This window comes from Pseudomonas sp. GM41(2012) (assembly GCF_000282315.2).
GTDB lineage: Bacteria > Pseudomonadota > Gammaproteobacteria > Pseudomonadales > Pseudomonadaceae > Aquipseudomonas.
On the sequence record NZ_AKJN02000007.1, the window covers coordinates 1,116,938 to 1,137,419 of the forward strand.

Genomic DNA, 20,482 nt, shown 5'->3' on the forward strand with positions numbered 1-20,482 from the left:
CGCGCTACTCCCGGATGTCGAGGTAGTGGCCCGCTGTGCTTGCAAATGATTGCAAAGCCTTGTCTGGTGGTGCTGGAGACCTGATCAATTATTGATTTTAGTCAAACCTGAGACACACGCTTGAGTCGTTTGAGAACAGCGTTATAACGGTCTGACCGCTTTAGGTTCTCGCTCGTTCCTGTGCTTGGGTAGAATTGGTTTTTTTCCCTGTTGAAGGAAGGCTAATGGCTCAGTCCTACAGTGCCCGCAGTCGCGCGATCGAACCTTTCCATGTCATGGCGCTGCTGGCGCGGGCCAATGAACTGCAAGCTGCTGGTCACGACGTGATCCACCTGGAGATCGGCGAACCTGACTTCACCACTGCCGAGCCGATCATTCAGGCCGGCCAGGCCGCCTTGACGGCGGGGAAGACCCGTTACACCGCCGCGCGTGGCATTCCCGAGTTGCGTGAGGCCATTTCCGGCTTTTATCAGCAACGTTACGGTTTGAACATCGACCCGCAGCGAATTCTCATCACGCCTGGCGGTTCCGGTGCGCTGCTGTTGGCCAGCGCCTTGTTGGTGGATCCGGGCAAGCACTGGCTGCTGGCGGACCCGGGATACCCGTGCAACCGGCACTTTTTGCGGCTGGTGGAAGGTGCGGCACAGCTTGTTCCTGTAGGCCCGGACGTGCGCTATCAGCTGACGCCGGAACTGATTGCCCGCCACTGGGACCACGACAGCGTCGGCGCCCTGGTGGCGTCGCCAGCCAATCCGACCGGGACGATCCTGACCCGCGATGAACTGGCGGGCCTGTCGGCTGCGATCAAGGAGCGACACGGTCATCTGGTGGTGGACGAGATCTATCACGGTCTGACCTACGGCACTGATGCGGCCAGCGTGCTGGAAGTCGATAACAGTGCCTTTGTACTGAATAGTTTTTCCAAGTATTTCGGCATGACGGGATGGCGACTGGGTTGGCTGGTGGCGCCTGAAGCGGCGGTCGGTGAGCTGGAAAAGCTCGCCCAGAACCTCTACATCAGCGCCCCGAGCATGGCTCAGCACGCCGCACTGGCCTGCTTCGAACCGGCCACAATCAGCATTCTGGAAGAACGTCGCGCCGAATTCGGCCGTCGTCGGGATTTCCTGCTGCCAGCCCTGCGAGAGTTGGGCTTTGGTATCGCCGTTGAGCCTGAAGGCGCGTTCTACTTGTATGCCGATATCAGCAAGTTCGGCGGCGATGCCTTCGCGTTCTGCCGGCATTTCCTCGAAACCGAACACGTGGCGATTACTCCGGGTCTGGACTTCGGTCGTTATCAGGCCGGCCATCATGTGCGGTTTGCCTACACCCAAAGTCTTCCGAGGCTACAAGAAGCGGTCGAGCGGATTGCGCGCGGCTTGAAGAGCTGGCAAGGCTGATGCGTTTTCATCCTCCCCTCGAAGAAGGTCGTTTGATTCGTCGTTACAAGCGTTTTCTCGCCGATATCGAAACCGTTAGCGGCGAGTTGCTGACTATTCACTGCCCGAACACCGGCTCGATGCTCAATTGCCAGGTCGAAGGCGGGCAGGTCTGGTTCAGCCGTTCCAACGACCCCAAGCGCAAGTTGCCCGGTACCTGGGAAGTCGGCGAAACCCCGCAGGGGCGCTTGTTTTGCGTGAACACCGGGCGGGCCAACGGCTTGATCGAAGAAGCACTGCGAGCGGGTGTCATCACTGAACTCAACGGCTTTACCGAACTGAAGCGCGAAGTGGCCTACGGTCAGGAAAGCAGTCGCATCGATTTCCGCCTCGATTACCCGAGCGGGCCGGCGTATGTCGAAGTCAAAAGTGTCACCCTGGGCTTCGACGGCTCACGGGTAGCGGCATTTCCCGATGCAGTGACCCAGCGCGGGGCCAAGCATTTGCGCGAATTGGCGCATTTGGCCCGGGATGGAATTCGTGCGGTGCAGTTGTATTGCGTCAATCTCACCGGCATCGACGCTGTGCGTCCTGCAAAAGAAATCGATTCGGCCTACGCCGACGCTTTGCGTGAAGCGGTGGCGTGCGGAGTCGAAGTGTTGGCCTATGGCGTACGTTTGACCCACGAAGAGATGGTGGTCGATCGGCGTCTGGAGGTGTTGCTCAACGGCTAAAGACTGACCCAGATCCCTTGCTCGTCTTCGCGGCAGGCGACGGTGGTCAGGGACTGACCGGCGCAAGGGCCGGCGACGCATTCGCCGTCTTCGATCAGAAACAGTGCGCCGTGGGTCGCGCACTGGATCAGGCTGTTGCTGGGGTCGAGAAACTGGTCGGGCTTCCATTCCAGTCCCACGCCACGGTGCGGGCAGCGATTGATGTAGACGTAAACCTGGCCGCCACGGCGCACGGCAAAGAGCTTCTGGCCGTCGATGTCGAAACCGCGACTGCTGGCATCGGCCAGCTCAACGCCTGCACAAAGAAACTTCATGTCTATCCTCAAGTCCGGCGGCTCGTGACTGGATATGTCCGAGCTTGACGTTCAAATGCAAACAATTATCAAATGGCCGCCTTGCCCTTCGGTTACAGATGCCAGGCGCCTAGGATACGTGGCCTGTCATTTCTATGCCCGGGAAAACCCTAAAGGAAGCTGTTTATGCGCCTGAGTACCCGCGTTGCTGCGCTCTGTGTCGGACTCCTCGTCAGCCACCACGCCGCAGCGGCCGAGTCGCCACAACGTTGGGTCAGTGCCGGGGGAGCTTTATCGGAATGGATCAGCGCGCTGGGCGGTGAATCGAAACTGGTCGGTGTCGACACCACCAGCCAGCACCCGGAATCGCTCAAGGCATTGCCGAGCATCGGGTATCAGCGGCAATTGTCGGCGGAGGGCATCTTGAGCTTACGCCCGCAGATACTGGTTGGCACCGAAGAAACGGGACCGCCACCTGTACTTTCGCAGGTTCGCAGTGCGGGTGTGCAGGTCGAGCTGTTCTCGGCCCAGCCGGACCTGCCGACGTTGCAGGGCAATTTGCAGCGTCTGGGCAAGTTGCTTGGCGCTGACGATCAGGCCTCACAGCTGTTCCAGGCTTATCAACAGCAACTCGATCAGCAAAAGATCCGGGTCACTCGGGCGCAGTTGAAGGAAAAATCGCCGGGCGTGCTGTTGTTGCTTGGCCACGCGGGCGGCAAACCGCTCATCGCCGGCAAGGACACCGCCGCCGATTGGTTGCTGCAACAGGCCGGCGGACACAATCTGGCCACGCATACCGGCTACAAACCCTTTTCTGTCGAATCCCTGGTCAGCCTGGATCCTGAGGTGCTGGTGTTTGCTGATCGCGCACTGACCGGCGATGCAGCCCGTGCGGCGTTGTTCAAGGAGAATCCGATCCTGTCCTCGACCCGCGCGGCCAAGGACGGGCGAGTCATAGAGCTTGATCCGACGTTGTTGGTCGGGGGCTTGGGGCCGCGGCTACCCGATGCGATGAAAAAACTGTCTGACGCCTTTTACCCCGATTCGGCCGGCCAATGACCATCCTGGTTAAACCCCGCGCTTTGTTCATTGGTCTGATCCTGCTGTGTTTGCTGGCCATCTGGTTGTCATTGGCGCTTGGACCGGTGAGCTTGCCGTTGTTCGACACCTTGCGCGCAGCCCTGCGGCTGGTGGGGGTACCGATCGCGCCCGACGGGCTGGAGCAGGCGGGGCTGATCCTCGGGCAGATTCGTTTGCCGCGAACCTTGTTGGGTTTGGCCGTGGGAGGGGTGTTGGCATTGTCCGGCGTGGCGATGCAGGGGTTGTTTCGTAATCCTCTGGCCGATCCGGGGCTGGTCGGCGTCTCCAGCGGTGCGGCATTGGGCGCGGCGATTGCGATCGTCGGTGGTTCTGTGTTCGGCGGTCTGCCTGAATCCTTCGGGCCGTATCTGTTATCGCTGTGCGCGTTTCTCGGCGGGCTCGGCGTGACCGCGTTGGTGTATCGACTGGGCCGGCGCAACGGGCAGACCAATGTCGCGACCATGCTGCTGGCCGGTATTGCGTTGACTGCGCTGGCCGGTTCCGCCGTGGGGCTGTTCACCTATCTGGCGGATGATGCGACGCTGCGCACCCTGACGTTCTGGAACCTGGGCAGCCTCAATGGCGCCAGCTATTCGCGACTCTGGCCGTTACTGCTGATCAGTGCCGGCGTGGCGCTGTGGCTGCCGCGCCGGGCCAAAGCCTTGAATGCGTTGTTGCTGGGTGAGTCGGAGGCGGGTCACCTGGGTATCGACGTCGAACGGCTCAAGCGCGAGTTGGTGTTCTGCACGGCGTTGGGTGTCGGTGCTGCGGTGGCCGCGGCGGGGATGATCGGGTTTGTTGGTCTGGTGGTGCCGCATCTGGTGCGACTGCTGGCCGGTCCGGATCATCGTGTGCTGTTGCCAGCGTCAGTATTGGCCGGTGCCAGTCTTTTGTTGTTTGCCGATCTGGTAGCGCGACTGGCCCTGGCGCCGGCCGAATTGCCGATCGGGATCGTCACGGCTTTCATCGGTGCGCCGTTCTTTCTGTATTTACTGGTCAGGGGGCGTGCCTGATGTTGCGAACGCAAAATCTGCAAATCCGTCGAGGCCGAAAGATTGTCCTGACGGACATTACGCTTGAGCTCAAACCGGGCGAAGTTCTCGGCGTGCTGGGGCCGAATGGCGCCGGCAAAAGCACTTTGCTCGGCGCCTTGTGCGGTGAGTTGCGGGCTCATCAGGGCAGCGTCTGGCTCGACGAGCGCGAGTTGAGCGATTGGATGGGGACGGCGCGAGCGCAGCGCTTGGCGGTATTGCCGCAGGTGTCGACCCTGGACTTCGCCTTTCGTGTCGAAGAGGTGGTCGGCATGGGCCGCTTGCCCCATCAAAGCGGTCGGGTCCGCGATGAAGAGATCGTCGCCGCCGCATTACACGCAGCCGATGCCGGGCATTTGAGTGGCCGCAGCTATCTGGCCTTGTCCGGTGGCGAACGTCAGCGGGTGCATCTGGCGCGGGTTCTGGCGCAGCTCTGGCCGGGCGAAGCGGGGCAAACGTTGTTGCTCGATGAGCCAACGTCGATGCTCGACCCGCTTCATCAGCACACCACGTTGCAAGCCGTACGCGAGTTCGCCAATCGTGGCGCGGCGGTGTTGGTGATCTTGCATGATCTGAACCTGGCAGCGCGCTATTGTGATCGCCTGTTACTGCTCGAAGGCGGGCGCCCTGTGGCGCTCGATACACCAGAGCAGGTGTTGCGCCCGGAGCCACTCAAGGCCGTGTTCGGGCTGGAAGTGCTGGTGCAGCGGCATCCGGAGCGTGGGCATCCGCTGATCATCGCCCGCTGAGTTTTTTATGGAGTGAAAACATGCGTGGGATTTTGATGCTGGCCTTGGTGTTGCTGAGTGCCTGTCAGCATGTTTCGACTCCGCCACCGGTTGTCGGCGAGATTAGGGACTTGCGCAGCGGTCAGACCCTCACGGCAGAGCAACTTGTTAAACGGTTGGAAAAGCCCTCGAGGCTGATCGTGGGCGAGCAACATGACAATCGCGATCATCATGAACTGCAGCTGTGGTTATTGAAGTCGCTGGGTGAACGGCGACCTCAAGGCAGTCTGCTGATGGAAATGCTCACGCCGGATCAACAGCCGCGTGTCGATGACGTTCGTCATACCTCGACACCACCGGCGGATTTGCCCGATGCATTAGCCTGGCAGTCGGGGTGGGACTGGAATCTGTACGGGCCGATCGTTCGCTTCGCGCTGTCCCAGCCATACCCGCTGCTGGCAGCCAATCTGGACATGCCTGAAGTCCGTGCCGTTTACGCCAACCCTCCGCCATTGAGCGGTTCGCGCTCCAACGCTGCTTCAGTCAAGGACGAGTTATTGAAGCAAGTCAGCGAATCCCACTGCGGCCTGCTGCCGACATCGCAAATGCCGGCGATGCTGGCGGTCCAGCAGCAACGTGACCGACGGATGGCCGAACGCCTGCTGGCGGCTCCCACGCCTTCATTGCTGTTTGCCGGCGCTTACCATGCGCGCAAGGATGTCGGCGTGCCGATTCATGTGCTTGATCTGGGAGAGCCTCAGGCGCCTGTGGTGTTGTTGCTGGCGGAGCAGGGCAGCGAGGTCACACCGGCCATGGCGGATTACGTCTGGTACACGCCCGCCATGCCACCGCAGGATTACTGCGCGCAAATGCGTAAGCAATTTGGCAAGTGATCGAATGACTTTTCTCCAGGCAAAAAAAGACCCGGCAAGAGCCGGGTCAAATAACCGTGATTAGCCTGATGAGGAGATATCTGAGAGTCCGAACCAAGGGCTTTTCAAATATCGACCAGTCTCGCGACCAGTTGTGATAATCATAGCGATTCTCATTATCAAGTCAACCGCTGATTCCTCAATTCTTTGAAATGCGCTGCCCGTTCGCTTGAAACGCCCTTAATCATTGGGCTTCAGCCTGTTCGCTTGAGCGAGTTCATCAGAATGATCTGCTTGTTCAGCAGGTCGATATGTCGGGCCATGCTCGCAATCAGGCCATGGGCGATCTTCGGATTGCTTTGGGTCAGGCTGAGAAACTGGTCTTTGGGGATCAGCATGACAGTGCTGGGCTCGCTGGTGATCACGCTGGCGTTACGCTTCTCGCCAGTGAACACCGCCATGGCGCCAAAAATCTCGTCCTTGGGGATATCGCCGACTTTGTGCCCGTCGACAAAGGCCTCGGCGTGGCCATCAATGATGACGAACACCTGATCCGGTTCATCGCCCTGACGGATCAACACTTCGCCACTGGCCACGCGCTGAAAGCCATTGGTGCTTCGAAACTCGGGTTGTTTCAGACGGGCGACGGCGTCGGACAGCAGGGCGGACTGACCGGCCATGTATTGAAGAAACAACTCCGAACGCTCCGGGTCGGCGTAGATATGCTGAAAAACCTCGGATCGCAGATAAGGCGTCAGTGTCAAAGGGCTATCGCTGCGAAAGCGGCAACGCGGTAGCTCGGTGCCCTGACGCAAGCCGATCAGATCTCCCTCGTGCAGGTAGAACAATGCCCGATCATCGATGAATCCATGCAGCAGGCCATTGTCCAGCACAAAGAGTTGATTGCCGGGTAACAGGACGGCCAGATCATCGACGGCTGAAAATTCCAGGCGCGGTCCGCAGGGCATCAAGCCTTCCAGCAGCCGGACGGGAATATGTTGCAGTCGGTTGATCAGCGCGTCGGCGTAAGCCGGTTGTTCCCCAAGTAGGTACATGGCTGCTGCGCCCGTTCAGTTTTTGTGACGTGACGAGATAGCTTCCAGCTGTTTGTTCAAGGCGTCCTTGCGCTCGGCGGGAATGTCATTCCAGTGCACATCCATCAGGGCACCTTCGATGGCATACAACAACACCTTGGACGCCCGAAACCCGCGCGTGCGCACGGCCCGATAAGCATCCACCGCCCCCAGGCGACGCAAGTCCGAGGCGCTGTGGATGCCCACGGCATGCAGCCACTGCGCCGACGTCTTGCCAAGATTCTTCAGGTGCTGCAGTTCATCATTCATCAAGCCTCCTTGCGACGGCCGAACGGTGCGTGGGCGAGCTTCTCAGGAGTGTAGCCATCAGTAGGAAAAGCGTGATTGTTTGGTCGGTTTCGACGCAAAAGCTTCTAAGAAGCGAAGTCTCGAAGCGGCGTGAGAGTCCGCGAGCGCGGTAGGAAGAGAGGGCGGTGGAATCAGGGTTCCGGGCAAAATATGCCCTGCGTTCAGCGCAATGCGGGGGCGCCGAACGGGTCAGTTAAAAGTCGCTTTTAGCGGGTGCGATAACGCAGGCGTGTACCGAAATTCATCGACATCAGGATCTCGTCAGCACTCAGCTCTGGCGGGAAGTAGGCGCCGGAGATCTGTGCGTGAGCAAGGCTCGCGCCTTCCAGGGAGGCGTTGCGAAAATCGATGCCGCGCAAGTCGGCGGAGCGGAAATAGGCATCGGTAAAGTCGACGCCGTCGGCATTCAGTTCACGCAGATCCAGCCCCCGGAAATCGCCACCGACCATGTCGATAGGTCCGTCTTTTGGGCGCTCGTTGTTGAAGCCAGTGATGTCGTCTTTGTGCAGCAAAGCATAAAGCGGGGTGTCGAGAAGTTTCGGCTGGCTCATGTCAGATCACCTGTTGGTTTTATGACGCCAGTATAGTGCCACTATTTGGCAGCCGTGAAGCCGGCGAAGGCTTCACGGCTGAAATAGTTTCTTACAGACCCGGCAGGCGCTGGCGAATTTGCGCAACGACTGTATCGAGGGTTCCGCTTTCATTGGTCTGAACGCGTTTGCTGCACAGAATCTCTGCTGGCGTCAGAGCCTCGCGAGTGGCTTGCTGGGCTTCGATAACCGCCAGGTTGGCGTCGGACGGGTCCTTTTTGTCTGCCTGACGCAGGGCCAGCCAAGTCTCGATCACCGCTTGCGGCGCATTGCAATCGAGGATCAGGAATGGCGCGCCGGTGGCTTCGGCAATTTTCGCTGCGCCGTCACGCTGGTCGCGTTTGAGGTACGTCGCATCGATCACTACGGGGAAGCCAGCACGCAGGATCACCGCGGCAATTTCATGCAGACGGGTGTAAGTGGCGGCACTGGCGTCAGCGCTATAGATGCCGGCCTGAGGGTCGTTTGGCACGGTTTGCGCGCCGAACAGACGTTTGCGCTCTACATCGGAACGCAGGCGAATGGCGCCCAATGCTTCCACCAGACGCAGGGCCACATGGCTCTTGCCGACGGCAGAAACACCGTGGGTGATGGCCATGAAGCGCGAAGGAATGGTGCTGTAGCTTTCCGCCAGGTTGGCGTAATTGCGGTACTGACGCAGGGTGGTGGCTCGCTGCACCGGGTCGGCCTCGGCCGGCATGCTGAACAGGCTGACCTTGGCGCGAACCAGTGCGCGGTAGGCTTTATAGAAGTTCAGCAACTCAAGGCCCTGGTAATCGCCGGTCAATTCCAGGTACTGGCTGATGAAGCGGCGCGCCAGGCTCTTCAGGCCACGGTCTTCCAGGTCCATCGCCAGGAAGCCGGTGTCGGCATAAACGTCGGTGAAGCGGAACGGTTCGTTGAACTCGATGCAGTCGAAGATCACGACCTTGCCGTCGATCACGGTGGCGTTGCCCAGGTGGATGTCACCGTGGCATTCGCGGATGAAACCTTCGGCCTTGCGCTGGGCGAACAGTGGCTTGAGGCGTTCGAAGCTGCTTTCGGCCCAGGCTTGCAGTGCATCCAGTTGCAGCAGATCAGCCTTGTCGCTGAGGAACGGGCGGATCTGTTCGAAGTTCTGGCGTACCGGTGCCATCACGCTATCCGGAGTGCCGGCTTCGTGTTCGGCAGGCACTTTCGGTGCGCTGAGGTGGAATTGGGCGATCTGCGCGGCCATCTCGTCGATGTGCGCAGTGGTCAATTCACCATTGGCTTGTAGGGTGCTGAGTAACCCGCTCTGTGGGAATTGGCGCATTTTCAGTGCGTAATCGACGACCGGACCCTCGCCGCCCAGTTGTGGGGCTTCGGCGCTGCCGGTGATTGGCAACACTTCGAGATACAAATCGTTGGTCAGGCGCTGGTTAAGACGCAGCTCTTCCCCGCAAAAATGCTTGCGAGCGTCGAGGTTGGTGAAATCCAGGAAGCCGAAATTCACTGGCTTCTTCACTTTATAAGCAAAGGGGCCGGTGAGGATTACCCAGGAAATATGGGTTTCGATGACCTGGAACCCGTCTACGGGATGCGGGTAGAGGGCCGGGTTTTGCAGGGCAGCGATCAGGGACTGGCTCACAGGCGATCCTTCAGAGTCTGGGGAAAATTCACGGCCGTCATTATGGCCGCAAGTCCGTCTGACGCAAACCTCGGAGGGCTTCTGTTGAGTATGAATAAAGTGCGTATAATCCGCCGCCATGACTCGTACTCGATCCCCCCGCACCCCAAAAAAACCACCTTCCAAGGGCCTGCGCCCCTGGCTGGGCTGGGCCCTTAAACTCAGTCTGGTCGGCCTTGTGGTGCTGGCCGGGTTCGCGGTTTACCTCGACGCGATCGTCCAGGAGAAGTTCTCCGGCAAGCGCTGGACCATTCCGGCCAAGGTGTACGCGCGCCCGCTGGAGCTGTTTACCGGCCAAAAGTTGAGCAAGGAAGACTTCCTCACCGAGCTCGACGCCTTGGGCTACCGACGCGAAGCCGTGAGCAATGGCCCCGGCGCGGCGGCGGTCAGTGGCAACACCGTCGACTTGAATACCCGTGGCTTCCAGTTCTATGAAGGCCTGGAGAAACCCCAGCCTGTGCGCGTGCGGTTCTCCGGCGACTATGTGGCCGAGCTTTCGGCGACCAACGGTTCGAAGCTTTCTGTGGTGCGCCTTGAGCCGCTGCTGATCGGCGGGATTTACCCGAAAAACCTCGAAGATCGCATTCTGATCAAGATCGATCAGGTCCCGCCCTATCTGCTGGAAACCCTGGTCGCTGTGGAAGACCGGGATTTCTATAGCCATTGGGGCGTGTCGCCCAAGTCGATTGCCCGCGCCGTCTACGTCAACACCTCTGGCGGCAAGATGACCCAGGGCGGCAGTACGCTGACGCAACAGTTGGTCAAGAATTTCTACCTGACCAGCGAACGCAGCCTGACCCGCAAACTCACCGAAGCCATGATGGCGATGTTGCTTGAGCTGCATTACGACAAGCGAGAGATTCTTGAGGCTTACCTCAATGAAGTGTTCGTCGGTCAGGATGGCCAGCGCGCAGTGCATGGCTTCGGCTTGGCAAGCCAGTTTTTCTTCGGGCAACCGTTGTCCGAGCTGAAACTGCATCAAGTCGCAATGCTGGTGGGCATGGTCAAGGGGCCGTCCTATTACAACCCGCGTCGCAACCCTGAACGGGCGCTTGAGCGGCGCAATCTCGTGCTCGATGTACTTGAGCAACAAGGTGTTGCCACCCCCGAGCAGGTCGCTGCCGCGAAGACAATGCCACTGGGTGTGACGACTCGTGGCAAGCTGGCGGACAGCTCGTTCCCCGGCTTCCTCGACCTGGTCAAGCGTCAGCTGCGCGAAGACTATCGCGACGAAGACTTGACCGAAGAAGGTCTGCGGATCTTCACCAGTTTCGACCCGATCCTGCAGATGAAAGCCGAGGCGTCGGTCAACGACACCTTCAAGAGACTCTCCGGGCGCAAGGGTTCCGATGAGGTTGAAGCGGCCATGGTCGTGACCAACCCGGAAACCGGTGAAGTCCAGGCCATGATCGGCAGTCGTCAGGCGAGTTTTGCCGGCTTCAACCGTGCGCTGGATGCTGTACGACCGATCGGCTCTTTGATCAAGCCGGCGGTTTATCTGACAGCCCTTGAGAAGCCAAGCCAGTACACATTGACCAGTTGGCTGTCGGACGATTCCTTTTCGGTCAAAGGCGCGGACGGTCAAGTCTGGAAGCCGCAGAACTACGATCGCCGTTCCCATGGCACCGTATTCCTGTATCAGGGCCTGGCGCATTCCTACAACCTGTCAACCGCGCGTCTCGGGTTGGCGGTGGGCGTGCCGAATGTCCTGAAGACCCTGGCGCGTCTTGGTGTGAGTCGCGAATTCCCGGCGTTCCCGTCGATGTTGCTGGGCGCTGGCGGTCTGACCCCGATAGAAGTGGCGACGATGTACCAGACCCTGGCCAACGGTGGTTTCAATACGCCGATGCGCGGGATCCGTAGCGTATTGACCGCTGAAGGCGAACCGCTCAAGCGTTATCCGTTCCAGATTCAGCAGCGTTTCGATCCGGCCTCCATTTACCTGATTCAGAGCGCCATGCAGCGGGTCATGCGTGAAGGTACCGGTAGTTCGGTTTACAACGTGTTGCCGAAAACCCTGACCCTGGCCGGTAAGACTGGTACCAGTAACGATTCGCGGGACAGCTGGTTTGCCGGTTTCAGTCAGGACCTGCTGGCAGTGGTCTGGCTGGGGCGCGATGACAACGGCAAGACGCCGTTCACCGGCGCCACCGGAGCGTTGCAGGTCTGGACCAGTTTCATGCGCAAGGCCGATCCGTTGCCGCTGGACATGCCGCAGCCAGACAACATTGTTCAGGCCTGGGTCGATTCGCGTACTGGGCAAGGCTCTGATGCCAACTGCCCAGGTGCGGTGCAGATGCCGTATATTCGCGGCAGCGAACCGCCTCCCGGTGCTGCTTGCGGTGGCGAAAGCCCTGTTTCCGGCGAAACGGTGATGGATTGGGTCAAGGGCTGGATGAATTAAGCAAAGAGGGTTTCAAGTGAACAAGTGGTTGATTCCAGCGGTTACCGCCGTGGCTTTGCTCAGCGGTTGCTCCTCCGTACAACGCGGGTCGATTCCGGTTGTTGATTCCGGTAGCGCCGTTTCGAACAGTGAACGGATTTCGGCGAATGGCGGTTTCCGTCAGACGACGACTAAACGTCCTGCGCAAGCCCAGACTCAGGCGATTCCACAAGGTGATACCGGCGTCGTCGTGATGGTGCCAGGTGGCGGCGCAGTGACGTCGGCACCGATCAGCACTGCACCGATCACGCCAGGCCCGATTACCCCGGGGCCGATGGATGCCGCGCCGGTGCAGTCGGCACCGGTCAATCAGGGCAGTTACAGCATGCCGTCGACGCCGAGCGGGATTCCTTCGGCGAGCTCCGGTGGCTTGTCTGCCGACGAGCAATTGGACGGTCCGGTTCTGGCCTTGCTGACTACCGCTCAGCAGCAACAGGCGAGCGGTGATCTCAACGGTGCTTCCTCCAGTCTCGAGCGCGCCCAGCGAGTTGCGCCGCGTGAGCCGCAAGTGCTTTATCGTCTGGCTCAGGTGCGTATGGCTCAAGGCGATGCGCCACAAGCCGAGCAGTTTGCTCGTCGTGGCCTGACCTTCGCCAATGGTCGTCCGGCACTTCAGGCCAGCTTGTGGGAATTGATCGCTCAGGCGCGTGAGAAACAGGGTGATTCTGCTGGCGCAGCATTGGCCCGTCAGAAGGCCAAGGTTTCGCTGTGATGGATGCGCGCTTTCCGAAGATTGCCGAACAGTTGCTGCTGATCGAGCGCGAGCTGCGGGTTCAGGGTTGGTGGGACGAGGTCTCGCCCTCCGCCGAAGCGCTTTCCAGTGTCGAACCCTTCTCGGTCGATACGCTGGATTTCGAGCAGTGGCTGCAATGGATCTTCCTTCCGCGGATGAAGGTGATCCTCGAACAGGATCTGCCCTTGCCAAACGCTTCGGGAATTCAGGAGATGGCCGAAATGGTCTTCGCTGCCCGCAATGTTCAAGGCAGGGATCGGCAACTTCAGGTGCTGCTCAAAGAGTTTGATCTACTGATCACCGCCTCCCGCTAACTCCGATCCGTTGTAGGAGCCGAGCTTGCTCGCGATTGCAGGCGCCGCGGTGTGACAGATACACCGCGACATCGTTCATCGCGAGCAAGCTCTGCTCCTACAGGTGTCTACTGGCAGTTTTCCGCAATCTGTTTCTGTGCTTCGCTGATGCGCTCCTGCCGCTGCTGGTCGGTCAGGCGACGCATCTCGCCTTCGACATCCTCCCGTATTCGCGGATTGTTCTGCAGTTGAGCCAGGTTCGTCCGCGCCTGTTCGCAGAACTCCTTTAGCTGGGCTTGCTGCTCGCTGACCTGCTTTTTCACTTTTTTGTCGATGGCCTGTTGATCGCCAATGGCACCGCTGCGTGGCTGCGGGGGCTGGTTGCTGGAAGGCGAGGAGGGCGTGACCACGGTGGTGGCTTCCTGGCCTTGGGGCGGCTGGGCGTCGAAGTGGGTAACGCCCTGGGCGTCGACCCATTTGTAGATCTGAGCGGCCATGCCCAGAGGGCTGATGCCAATCAACAGGCTGACGGTCAGGAAAAACGTTCGCATGCCATTTCCTTGTATTGGGTTGCGCAATTGAAGCTAACACAGTTGCTGTTTAGCGGTTTTTTCTTGCTTTCTCATGTGCTTAGTTCAATAAAGCACATAGACGACTTGACTTGGAGAGGACGAAACAGAAGAATCCAAAGTCCGCTGTAGAGGGACTGCCAGAAGCAGGCCCGCTCAGCAGATCATGAGGCGCACATCCGCGCCGACCTGTTACACCCGCAACGCGTTACCTCGCGCTGGGTGGGAAAGGCCCGCAACACTTGGGACGATCCCAATACTTGCTCAGTCAGTGCTGACGTAGTCGGCGACCACCGTCGCTCATGCTCTGCTGAGAAGTAAACCTATTAAGACCCGTCCTCTGTTATGTGGGCGGTATTCTGGCGTTTTAGAGGTGAACAACGTGGAGCTTTTATCTGGCGGTGAGATGCTCGTCCGCTTTTTGCGTGACGAAGGCGTCAAATATATCTACGGGTACCCGGGTGGTGCTCTTCTTCATGTCTACGATGCCCTGTTCAAAGAACCGGAAGTGACCCACATCCTGGTTCGTCACGAACAGGCTGCGACCCATATGGCTGACGGCTATGCCCGTGCCACCGGTAAAGCCGGTGTGGTACTGGTGACCTCCGGCCCGGGCGCAACCAACGCCATTACCGGTATTGCCACGGCCTACATGGACTCCATTCCGATGGTGGTCATTTCCGGCCAGGTGCCTAGCACCATGGTGGGCACCGATGCGTTCCAGGAAACCGACATGATCGGTATCTCCCGGCCGATCGTGAAGCACAGCTTCATGATCAAGCACGCGTCGGAAATCCCGGAAGTCATGAAGAAAGCGTTCTACCTCGCGCAATCCGGTCGTCCTGGTCCGGTCGTTGTCGATATCCCGAAAGACATGACCAACCCGGCCGAGAAGTTCGAATACATCTTCCCGAAAAAAGCCAAGCTGCGTTCCTATAGCCCGGCCGTTCGCGGTCACTCCGGGCAAATCCGCAAGGCGGCAGAAATGCTCCTGGCGGCCAAGCGTCCTGTGATGTATGCAGGCGGCGGCGTGATTCTCGGTGGTGGTTCCGCGCCGCTGACCGAGCTGGCGAAGATGCTCAACCTGCCAGTGACCAATACCCTGATGGGTCTGGGTGCCTACCCTGGCACCGACCGTCAGTTTATCGGCATGCTCGGCATGCACGGCAGCTACACCGCTAACCTGGCGATGCATCATGCCGACGTGATCCTTGCAGTCGGCGCTCGTTTCGATGACCGCGTGATCAACGGCCCGGCGAAGTTCTGCCCGAACGCCAAGATCATTCACATCGACATCGACCCGGCTTCGATTTCCAAGACCATCAAGGCAGACGTGCCTATCGTCGGTCCGGTCGAGAGTGTCCTGACCGAGATGGTCGCGATCCTCAAGGAAATCGGCGAAACCCCGAACAAGGAGTCCGTTGCCAGCTGGTGGAAGCAAGTTGATGAGTGGCGCGGTGATCGCGGCCTGTTCCCTTACGACAAGGGCGACGGCAGCGTCATCAAGCCGCAGACCGTGATCGAAACCTTGTGCGAAGTGACCAAGGGCGATGCCTTTGTCGCCTCCGACGTGGGCCAGCACCAGATGTTCGCGGCGCAGTACTACACGTTCAACAAGCCGAACCGCTGGATCAACTCCGGCGGCCTGGGCACCATGGGCTTCGGTTTTCCGGCGGCCATGGGCATCAAGCTGAGCTTCCCGGATGACGACGTCGTTTGCGTGACGGGCGAGGGCAGTATCCAGATGAACATTCAGGAACTGTCCACCTGTCTGCAATATGGCTTGCCGGTCAAAATCGTCATCCTGAACAACGGCGTTTTGGGTATGGTTCGCCAGTGGCAAGACATGAGCTATGGTAGCCGTCACTCGCATTCCTACATGGAATCGCTGCCTGATTTCGTCAAGCTGGCAGAGGCCTATGGTCACGTCGGCATGCGCATCACTGAATCGAAAGATTTGAAGGCGAAGATGGAAGAAGCGTTTGCCATGAAAGATCGTCTGGTGATCATTGATGTTTCGGTCGACACCAGCGAGCACGTCTACCCGATGCAGATCAAAGACGGCTCCATGCGCGATATGTGGCTGAGCAAGACGGAGCGTACATAATCATGCGGCACATTATTTCCTTGCTTCTGGAAAACGAACCGGGTGCTCTGTCTCGTGTAGTCGGCCTGTTCTCGCAGCGCAACTACAACATCGAAAGCCTGACCGTGGCACCTACCGAAGACCCGACCCTGTCGCGTCTGACGCTGACCACGGTTGGCCACGATGAAGTTATCGAGCAGATCACCAAGAACCTGAACAAGTTGATCGAAGTGGTCAAACTGGTCGACCTGTCGGAGAGTGCTCACATCGAGCGCGAGCTGATGCTGGTCAAGGTCAAGGCTACCGGCGCCCAGCGCGCCGAGATCAAACGCACTACCGATATTTATCGTGGGCAGATCGTTGACGTCAGCGCTAGCGTGTATACCGTTCAATTGACCGGTACCAGCGATAAGCTCGACAGCTTCATTCAGTCCATTGGCACCGCCTCGATTCTGGAGACCGTCCGCAGCGGCGTAACCGGTATTGCCCGCGGCGACAAAGTACTCAGCATCTAAACCAAATTAGCGAATGGCCTGAACGGCCTGGATATGTAGGGGAATTTCATGAAAGTTTATTACGAAAAAGACTGCGACCTGTCGATCATCCAGGGCAAGAAAGTTGCCATCATCGGTTACGGTTCCCAGGGCCACGCTCAAGCGTGCAACCTGAAAGACTCCGGCGTTGACGTTACTGTTGGTCTGCGTAAAGGTTCGGCGACTGTTGCCAAAGCCGAAGCTCACGGCCTGAAAGTGACCGACGTTGCTTCCGCTGTTGCGGCTGCCGACCTGGTCATGATCCTGACCCCGGACGAGTTCCAGTCCGCTCTGTACAAGAACGAAATCGAGCCGAACATCAAGAAAGGCGCCACCCTGGCCTTCTCCCACGGCTTCGCGATCCACTACAACCAGGTTGTTCCGCGCGCTGACCTCGACGTGATCATGATCGCGCCGAAAGCTCCGGGCCACACCGTGCGTTCCGAGTTCGTCAAAGGCGGCGGTATCCCTGACCTGATCGCTATCTATCAGGATGCTTCCGGCAACGCCAAAAACGTTGCACTGTCCTACGCCGCTGGCGTTGGTGGCGGTCGTACCGGCATCATCGAAACCACCTTCAAGGACGAGACTGAAACCGACCTGTTCGGCGAACAAGCCGTTCTGTGCGGCGGTACCGTTGAACTGGTTAAAGCCGGTTTCGAAACCCTGGTTGAAGCTGGCTACGCGCCGGAAATGGCCTACTTCGAATGCCTGCACGAACTGAAGCTGATCGTTGACCTCATGTACGAAGGCGGTATCGCCAACATGAACTACTCGATCTCCAACAACGCTGAATACGGCGAGTACGTGACCGGTCCGGAAGTGATCAACGCCGAATCCCGTCAGGCCATGCGCAACGCCCTGAAACGTATTCAGGACGGCGAATACGCCAAGATGTTCATCAGCGAAGGCGCTACCGGCTATCCTTCGATGACCGCCAAGCGTCGTAACAACGCCGCTCACGGTATCGAAATCATCGGCGAGCAACTGCGCTCCATGATGCCGTGGATCGGTGCCAACAAGATCGTCGACAAAGCTAAAAACTAAGTCGCGCACTTGTACGGAAAACGCGGCCTAGGCCGCGTTTTTTCGTTTGGGTGGCTGGTTCTGGTATAAAGCTGCATCGTTTGCGGCCGAACCGTCGTCCCAGACACCTGTCCAAACTTTCCACCCCGTTGCAAGGTAATGTCCATGAGCGAACGTCCCGAAGAGCCAAACCAGGCTTCTGACGCCGAAAGCCTGCTGCCCATCGATGAACACATCGAAGAAGGGCATGACGCTGAAGGCCGTAAAGTCCGGCATCGTGGTATCTATCTTCTGCCGAATCTGTTCACCACTGCGAATCTGTTCGCAGGGTTTTATTCCATCATCAACTCGATGAGCGCCCAGAGCGCCTTGAGTGCCGGTGATTCGATTGGTGCGAGCAAGTATTTTGCTTTTGCAGCGATCGCGATTTTTGTCGCAATGGTGCTCGACGGCCTCGATGGTCGCGTTGCCCGTATGACCAATACCCAGAGCGCCTTCGGTGCCGAGTACGACTCGCTGTCCGACATGGTCGCCTTTGGTGTTGCGCCAGCATTGTTGGCATTCGGTTGGGCCTTGGGCGACATGGGTAAGGTCGGCTGGATGGTTGCCTTCATTTATGTAGCCGGTGCAGCGTTGCGTCTGGCGCGTTTCAATACCCAGGTCGGCACTGCGGACAAGCGCTACTTCATTGGTCTGGCCAGTCCGGCTGCTGCTGGTGTGGTTGCAGGCATTGTCTGGGCGTTCAGTGATTACGGCATCCAGGGCTCGAAGATGTCCTTCCTGGTTGCGCTGATGGTCGCGGCCGCCGGCATGCTGATGGTCAGTAACATCAAGTACAACAGCTTCAAGGAGCTGGACTTGAAAGGGCGTGTACCTTTCGTGGCGATTCTTGCCGTGGTGTTGGTGTTTGCCGTGGTGTTCAGTGATCCACCACGCATTCTGCTGCTGGTTTTCCTCGCTTATGCAGCCTCTGGCCCGGTTCAATATCTGTTACGTCTTCGTCGGCACAAAAACGCTTAGCTTCCCTCATACTCCGCAGTCTATTGGTGCATCTGTTCTCCAATGCTGCGGAGTTGCCATGCTGATCAAAGTCCCCAAAGCGTCTGACTGTCATGAGTCGGACGTCACGCCTGAATCTTTCTATCTATCTCGTCGCAATGTGCTCGGTGCCGCCGTTGCCGGTTTGGCTGTAAGCAGTCTGCCGCGTTGGGCCAGTGCCGAGGATGCTGCGCGTTATTCGGATGTCGAGCCTGGCAAGGCACCTTCCTGGTTTGCCGAAAAACTGCCTTCTACTAGATGGGGTGCGGTTAACGTCAAGGATGAGGCGATCACGCCATTCAAGGACGCGACCCATTACAACAACTTCTATGAGTTCGGCACCGACAAAGGTGATCCTGCCGCCAATGCCGGCGCGCTGAAAACCGAGCCTTGGAGTGTGGTAATAGACGGGGAGGTGGGCAAACCAGGACGGTACGCACTGGAAGACTTCATGAAGCCTCATCAGTTGGAGGAGCGCATCTACCGTCTTCGCTGTGTGGAGGCCTGGTCGATGGTCATTCCCTGGATCGGATTTCCCATCTCGGCCCTGCTCAAGGAAGTCGAGCCGACTTCCAAAGCCAAATTCATTCGCTTCGAAACCCTGGAAGATTCCAAGAGCATGCCCGGGCAACGTTCCGGTTTTGCCTTGATCGATTGGCCATATGTGGAAGGGCTGCGTCTGGATGAGGCGATGAATCCGTTGGCGATTCTTGCCGTGGGTATGTACGGACGTGAGCTGCCCAATCAGAACGGCGCGCCTCTGCGTTTGGTGGTGCCGTGGAAGTACGGCTTCAAGAGCATCAAATCCATCGTGCGGATCAGTTTGGTGAGTGAGCAGCCGAAAACCACCTGGCAGAGCATTGCTGCGGATGAGTACGGCTTCTATGCGAACGTGAATCCGACAGTCGATCATCCGCGTTGGACTCAGGCGCGTGAGCGGCGTTTGCCGAGCGGGCTGTTCAAGCCCAATGTGCGGGACACACAGATGTTCAATGGCTACTCGGATGAAGTCGCCTCTCTATATACAGGGCTCGATTTGCGGAAGAACTACTGATGCGATTTCCGTTTTGGCGAATTGGCGTCTTTATAGCTGCTGCGATCTGGCCGCTGCTTTGGTTGTATCAGGCCTGGGAGGATGTGTTGGGGCCTGATCCGGGCAAGGTACTGGTTGACCGGTTGGGGCTGGGGACGCTTGTCCTGCTGCTCATTACGTTAAGCATGACACCTGTGCAGAAGCTTACCGGTTGGGCGGGGTGGGTTGCTGTCCGGCGGCAACTGGGGTTGTGGTGCTTCGCTTATGTGGTTTTGCATTTGAGTGGGTATACGGCGTTCATCCTCGGCTTTGATTGGTCGCAGTTGGGTGTCGAGTTGCGCAAACGGCCGTACATTATTGTCGGGACGCTTGGGTTTCTGTGTTTATTGGCCTTGGCGGTGACCTCAAATCGCTATAGTCAGCGGCGTTTGGGTTCTGGCTGGAAGAAATTACATCGTCTTGCCTATGGGGTTCTCGGGCTTGGATTGCTGCATATGTTGTGGATCGTGCGCGCTGATCTTAAGGAGTGGGCGGTTTATGCTTCTATAGGTGCATTGCTATTAGTGTTGCGACTACCCCCTGTAACCCGCCGAATCCCACGATTAATAGCCAAAAAGACACCGTCTGCACGAAAAGCTTAATTAAGGGTTGACGGCAGATTCTGGAAGTCTATAATTCGCCCCACTTCCGGCGCAGTCGAAACGGAAAACTCCTTGGTAAACAATGAGTTACGCAGTTTTCGACGGCGAGTTACTTCAGGTCATCGAAGCCCAGAAGGAGTTGATCAGGCGGTCTGTTTTTGCCTAATTGACGATTCGATCTTCTCGGTCGAAAGCGGAACAAAAGAGGTGTTGACAGCGGCGAGTAACGCTGTAGAATTCGCCTCCCGCTAACGAGAGATCGCAAGCGCAAGTGGTTGAAGTTGCAAAGGAAACTTTGAAAACTTCAGAAAATAACCGCTTGACAGCAACAGAGGCTGCTGTAGAATGCGCGC

General features: G+C 58.4%; 21 protein-coding genes. 15 read left to right on the forward strand and 6 right to left on the reverse strand.

Translation table 11 applies throughout. The annotated features are described in order from the left end of the window. The first annotated feature begins 224 nt into the window (after window positions 1-224). Together PMI27_RS09465 and sfsA are read left to right on the forward strand one after the other, a co-directional pair. Window positions 225-1,397, forward strand: a complete 1,173-nt coding sequence (locus PMI27_RS09465) for a pyridoxal phosphate-dependent aminotransferase (RefSeq protein WP_008153292.1) — start codon at window positions 225-227, stop codon at window positions 1,395-1,397. Then, window positions 1,397-2,110, forward strand: coding sequence for a DNA/RNA nuclease SfsA (gene sfsA, locus PMI27_RS09460; protein ID WP_008153290.1), 714 nt, complete (start codon window positions 1,397-1,399; stop codon window positions 2,108-2,110). Before PMI27_RS09465 ends, sfsA begins: the two co-directional genes overlap by 1 nt. On the opposite strand, the gene PMI27_RS09455 is transcribed toward sfsA, so the two are convergent. Beyond that, window positions 2,107-2,424 (reverse strand): Rieske (2Fe-2S) protein, encoded by a 318-nt coding sequence (locus tag PMI27_RS09455; RefSeq protein WP_008153288.1) that lies wholly within the window; start codon window positions 2,422-2,424, stop codon window positions 2,107-2,109. The two genes, sfsA and PMI27_RS09455, sit on opposite strands and share 4 nt — an antisense overlap. A 165-nt stretch (window positions 2,425-2,589) precedes the next feature. On the opposite strand from PMI27_RS09455, the gene PMI27_RS09450 reads away from it, so the two are divergent. From PMI27_RS09450 to PMI27_RS09435, 4 genes are read left to right on the forward strand one after another with little or no spacing between them, the layout of a single operon-like run. Continuing rightward, window positions 2,590-3,462, forward strand: a complete 873-nt coding sequence (locus tag PMI27_RS09450) for a heme/hemin ABC transporter substrate-binding protein (RefSeq protein WP_008153286.1) — start codon at window positions 2,590-2,592, stop codon at window positions 3,460-3,462. A 50-nt stretch (window positions 3,463-3,512) separates the two neighbouring features. Beyond that, on the forward strand, window positions 3,513-4,496 hold the full coding sequence (locus PMI27_RS09445) for a FecCD family ABC transporter permease (protein ID WP_177327873.1): 984 nt from the start codon (window positions 3,513-3,515) through the stop codon (window positions 4,494-4,496). Then, on the forward strand, window positions 4,496-5,263 hold the full coding sequence (locus PMI27_RS09440) for a heme ABC transporter ATP-binding protein (protein WP_008153281.1): 768 nt from the start codon (window positions 4,496-4,498) through the stop codon (window positions 5,261-5,263). Before PMI27_RS09445 ends, PMI27_RS09440 begins: the two co-directional genes overlap by 1 nt. Window positions 5,264-5,283: 20 nt before the next feature. Beyond that, the gene (locus PMI27_RS09435; protein ID WP_008153278.1) at window positions 5,284-6,135 is read left to right on the forward strand and encodes a ChaN family lipoprotein; all 852 of its coding nucleotides are present in this window, start codon (window positions 5,284-5,286) and stop codon (window positions 6,133-6,135) included. A 233-nt stretch (window positions 6,136-6,368) separates the two neighbouring features. Here the strand turns inward: PMI27_RS09435 and PMI27_RS09430 are convergent, their stop codons facing one another. The 4 genes from PMI27_RS09430 to PMI27_RS09415 all read right to left on the reverse strand — a co-directional run bounded on the left by PMI27_RS09430 (window position 6,369) and on the right by PMI27_RS09415 (window position 9,695). Beyond that, window positions 6,369-7,169, reverse strand: a complete 801-nt coding sequence (locus PMI27_RS09430; protein WP_008153276.1) for a Crp/Fnr family transcriptional regulator — start codon at window positions 7,167-7,169, stop codon at window positions 6,369-6,371. A gap of 15 nt (window positions 7,170-7,184) precedes the next feature. Then, entirely contained in the window at window positions 7,185-7,457 is a 273-nt protein-coding gene (locus PMI27_RS09425) for a TfoX/Sxy family protein (RefSeq protein WP_003228231.1), read from the reverse strand. Window positions 7,458-7,702: 245 nt separating this feature from the next. After that, window positions 7,703-8,047, reverse strand: coding sequence for a pentapeptide repeat-containing protein (locus PMI27_RS09420; RefSeq protein ID WP_008015079.1), 345 nt, complete (start codon window positions 8,045-8,047; stop codon window positions 7,703-7,705). A 91-nt stretch (window positions 8,048-8,138) separates the two neighbouring features. Further along, complete coding sequence (locus PMI27_RS09415; protein ID WP_008153274.1) at window positions 8,139-9,695, reverse strand: bifunctional aminoglycoside phosphotransferase/ATP-binding protein; 1,557 nt, start codon at window positions 9,693-9,695, stop codon at window positions 8,139-8,141. A 118-nt stretch (window positions 9,696-9,813) separates the two neighbouring features. Between PMI27_RS09415 and mrcB the strand changes: the two genes are divergently transcribed. Genes mrcB through PMI27_RS09400 form a run of 3 tightly spaced genes read left to right on the forward strand, consistent with a single transcriptional unit; the run spans window position 9,814 to window position 13,224 of the window. Further along, a complete protein-coding gene (mrcB, locus tag PMI27_RS09410; RefSeq protein WP_024164584.1) occupies window positions 9,814-12,138 on the forward strand; it encodes a penicillin-binding protein 1B in 2,325 nt (774 codons plus the stop codon). A gap of 16 nt (window positions 12,139-12,154) precedes the next feature. After that, a complete protein-coding gene (locus PMI27_RS09405) occupies window positions 12,155-12,889 on the forward strand; it encodes a tetratricopeptide repeat protein (protein WP_008156785.1) in 735 nt (244 codons plus the stop codon). Beyond that, window positions 12,889-13,224: a YqcC family protein gene (locus PMI27_RS09400; protein WP_008156787.1), complete on the forward strand. Its 336-nt coding sequence runs from the start codon at window positions 12,889-12,891 to the stop codon at window positions 13,222-13,224. The genes PMI27_RS09405 and PMI27_RS09400 overlap by 1 nt, the downstream gene beginning before the upstream one ends. 107 nt (window positions 13,225-13,331) lie before the next feature. Here PMI27_RS09400 and PMI27_RS09395 read toward each other — a convergent pair whose 3' ends face one another. Beyond that, the gene (locus PMI27_RS09395; protein WP_008156789.1) at window positions 13,332-13,754 is read right to left on the reverse strand and encodes a DUF4124 domain-containing protein; all 423 of its coding nucleotides are present in this window, start codon (window positions 13,752-13,754) and stop codon (window positions 13,332-13,334) included. Window positions 13,755-14,154: 400 nt separating this feature from the next. Between PMI27_RS09395 and PMI27_RS09390 the strand changes: the two genes are divergently transcribed. From PMI27_RS09390 to msrQ, 6 genes are all read left to right on the forward strand, one after another. Next, a complete protein-coding gene (locus PMI27_RS09390) occupies window positions 14,155-15,879 on the forward strand; it encodes an acetolactate synthase 3 large subunit (protein ID WP_008156791.1) in 1,725 nt (574 codons plus the stop codon). A gap of 2 nt (window positions 15,880-15,881) precedes the next feature. Further along, window positions 15,882-16,373 carry an acetolactate synthase small subunit gene (ilvN, locus tag PMI27_RS09385; RefSeq protein ID WP_003176102.1) on the forward strand — a complete coding sequence of 164 codons (492 nt, stop codon included), beginning with the start codon at window positions 15,882-15,884 and terminating at the stop codon, window positions 16,371-16,373. Window positions 16,374-16,421: 48 nt separating this feature from the next. Continuing rightward, complete coding sequence (gene ilvC, locus PMI27_RS09380) at window positions 16,422-17,438, forward strand: ketol-acid reductoisomerase (protein ID WP_007948647.1); 1,017 nt, start codon at window positions 16,422-16,424, stop codon at window positions 17,436-17,438. Between the two features lie 144 nt (window positions 17,439-17,582). After that, window positions 17,583-18,437 carry a CDP-diacylglycerol--serine O-phosphatidyltransferase gene (gene pssA / locus PMI27_RS09375; protein WP_008156794.1) on the forward strand — a complete coding sequence of 285 codons (855 nt, stop codon included), beginning with the start codon at window positions 17,583-17,585 and terminating at the stop codon, window positions 18,435-18,437. A 58-nt stretch (window positions 18,438-18,495) separates the two neighbouring features. Continuing rightward, window positions 18,496-19,509, forward strand: coding sequence for a protein-methionine-sulfoxide reductase catalytic subunit MsrP (msrP, locus tag PMI27_RS09370; RefSeq protein WP_008156797.1), 1,014 nt, complete (start codon window positions 18,496-18,498; stop codon window positions 19,507-19,509). After that, window positions 19,509-20,129 (forward strand): protein-methionine-sulfoxide reductase heme-binding subunit MsrQ, encoded by a 621-nt coding sequence (gene msrQ / locus PMI27_RS09365; protein ID WP_008156799.1) that lies wholly within the window; start codon window positions 19,509-19,511, stop codon window positions 20,127-20,129. Before msrP ends, msrQ begins: the two co-directional genes overlap by 1 nt. Window positions 20,130-20,482: the final 353 nt, after the last annotated feature.

Bases quoted from the DNA above. Each gene is read 5' to 3' on its own strand.
- PMI27_RS09465 (WP_008153292.1), top strand. From the start codon at position 225: ATGGCTCAGTCCTACAGTGCCCGCAGTCGCGCGATCGAACCTTTCCAT.
- sfsA (WP_008153290.1), top strand. From the start codon at position 1,397: ATGCGTTTTCATCCTCCCCTCGAAGAAGGTCGTTTGATTCGTCGTTAC.
- PMI27_RS09455 (WP_008153288.1), bottom strand. From the start codon at position 2,424: ATGAAGTTTCTTTGTGCAGGCGTTGAGCTGGCCGATGCCAGCAGTCGC.
- PMI27_RS09450 (WP_008153286.1), top strand. From the start codon at position 2,590: ATGCGCCTGAGTACCCGCGTTGCTGCGCTCTGTGTCGGACTCCTCGTC.
- PMI27_RS09440 (WP_008153281.1), top strand. From the start codon at position 4,496: ATGTTGCGAACGCAAAATCTGCAAATCCGTCGAGGCCGAAAGATTGTC.
- PMI27_RS09435 (WP_008153278.1), top strand. From the start codon at position 5,284: ATGCGTGGGATTTTGATGCTGGCCTTGGTGTTGCTGAGTGCCTGTCAG.
- PMI27_RS09430 (WP_008153276.1), bottom strand. From the start codon at position 7,169: ATGTACCTACTTGGGGAACAACCGGCTTACGCCGACGCGCTGATCAAC.
- PMI27_RS09425 (WP_003228231.1), bottom strand. From the start codon at position 7,457: ATGAATGATGAACTGCAGCACCTGAAGAATCTTGGCAAGACGTCGGCG.
- PMI27_RS09420 (WP_008015079.1), bottom strand. From the start codon at position 8,047: ATGAGCCAGCCGAAACTTCTCGACACCCCGCTTTATGCTTTGCTGCAC.
- mrcB (WP_024164584.1), top strand. From the start codon at position 9,814: ATGACTCGTACTCGATCCCCCCGCACCCCAAAAAAACCACCTTCCAAG.
- PMI27_RS09400 (WP_008156787.1), top strand. From the start codon at position 12,889: ATGGATGCGCGCTTTCCGAAGATTGCCGAACAGTTGCTGCTGATCGAG.
- PMI27_RS09395 (WP_008156789.1), bottom strand. From the start codon at position 13,754: ATGCGAACGTTTTTCCTGACCGTCAGCCTGTTGATTGGCATCAGCCCT.
- ilvN (WP_003176102.1), top strand. From the start codon at position 15,882: ATGCGGCACATTATTTCCTTGCTTCTGGAAAACGAACCGGGTGCTCTG.
- ilvC (WP_007948647.1), top strand. From the start codon at position 16,422: ATGAAAGTTTATTACGAAAAAGACTGCGACCTGTCGATCATCCAGGGC.
- pssA (WP_008156794.1), top strand. From the start codon at position 17,583: ATGAGCGAACGTCCCGAAGAGCCAAACCAGGCTTCTGACGCCGAAAGC.
- msrP (WP_008156797.1), top strand. From the start codon at position 18,496: ATGCTGATCAAAGTCCCCAAAGCGTCTGACTGTCATGAGTCGGACGTC.
- msrQ (WP_008156799.1), top strand. From the start codon at position 19,509: ATGCGATTTCCGTTTTGGCGAATTGGCGTCTTTATAGCTGCTGCGATC.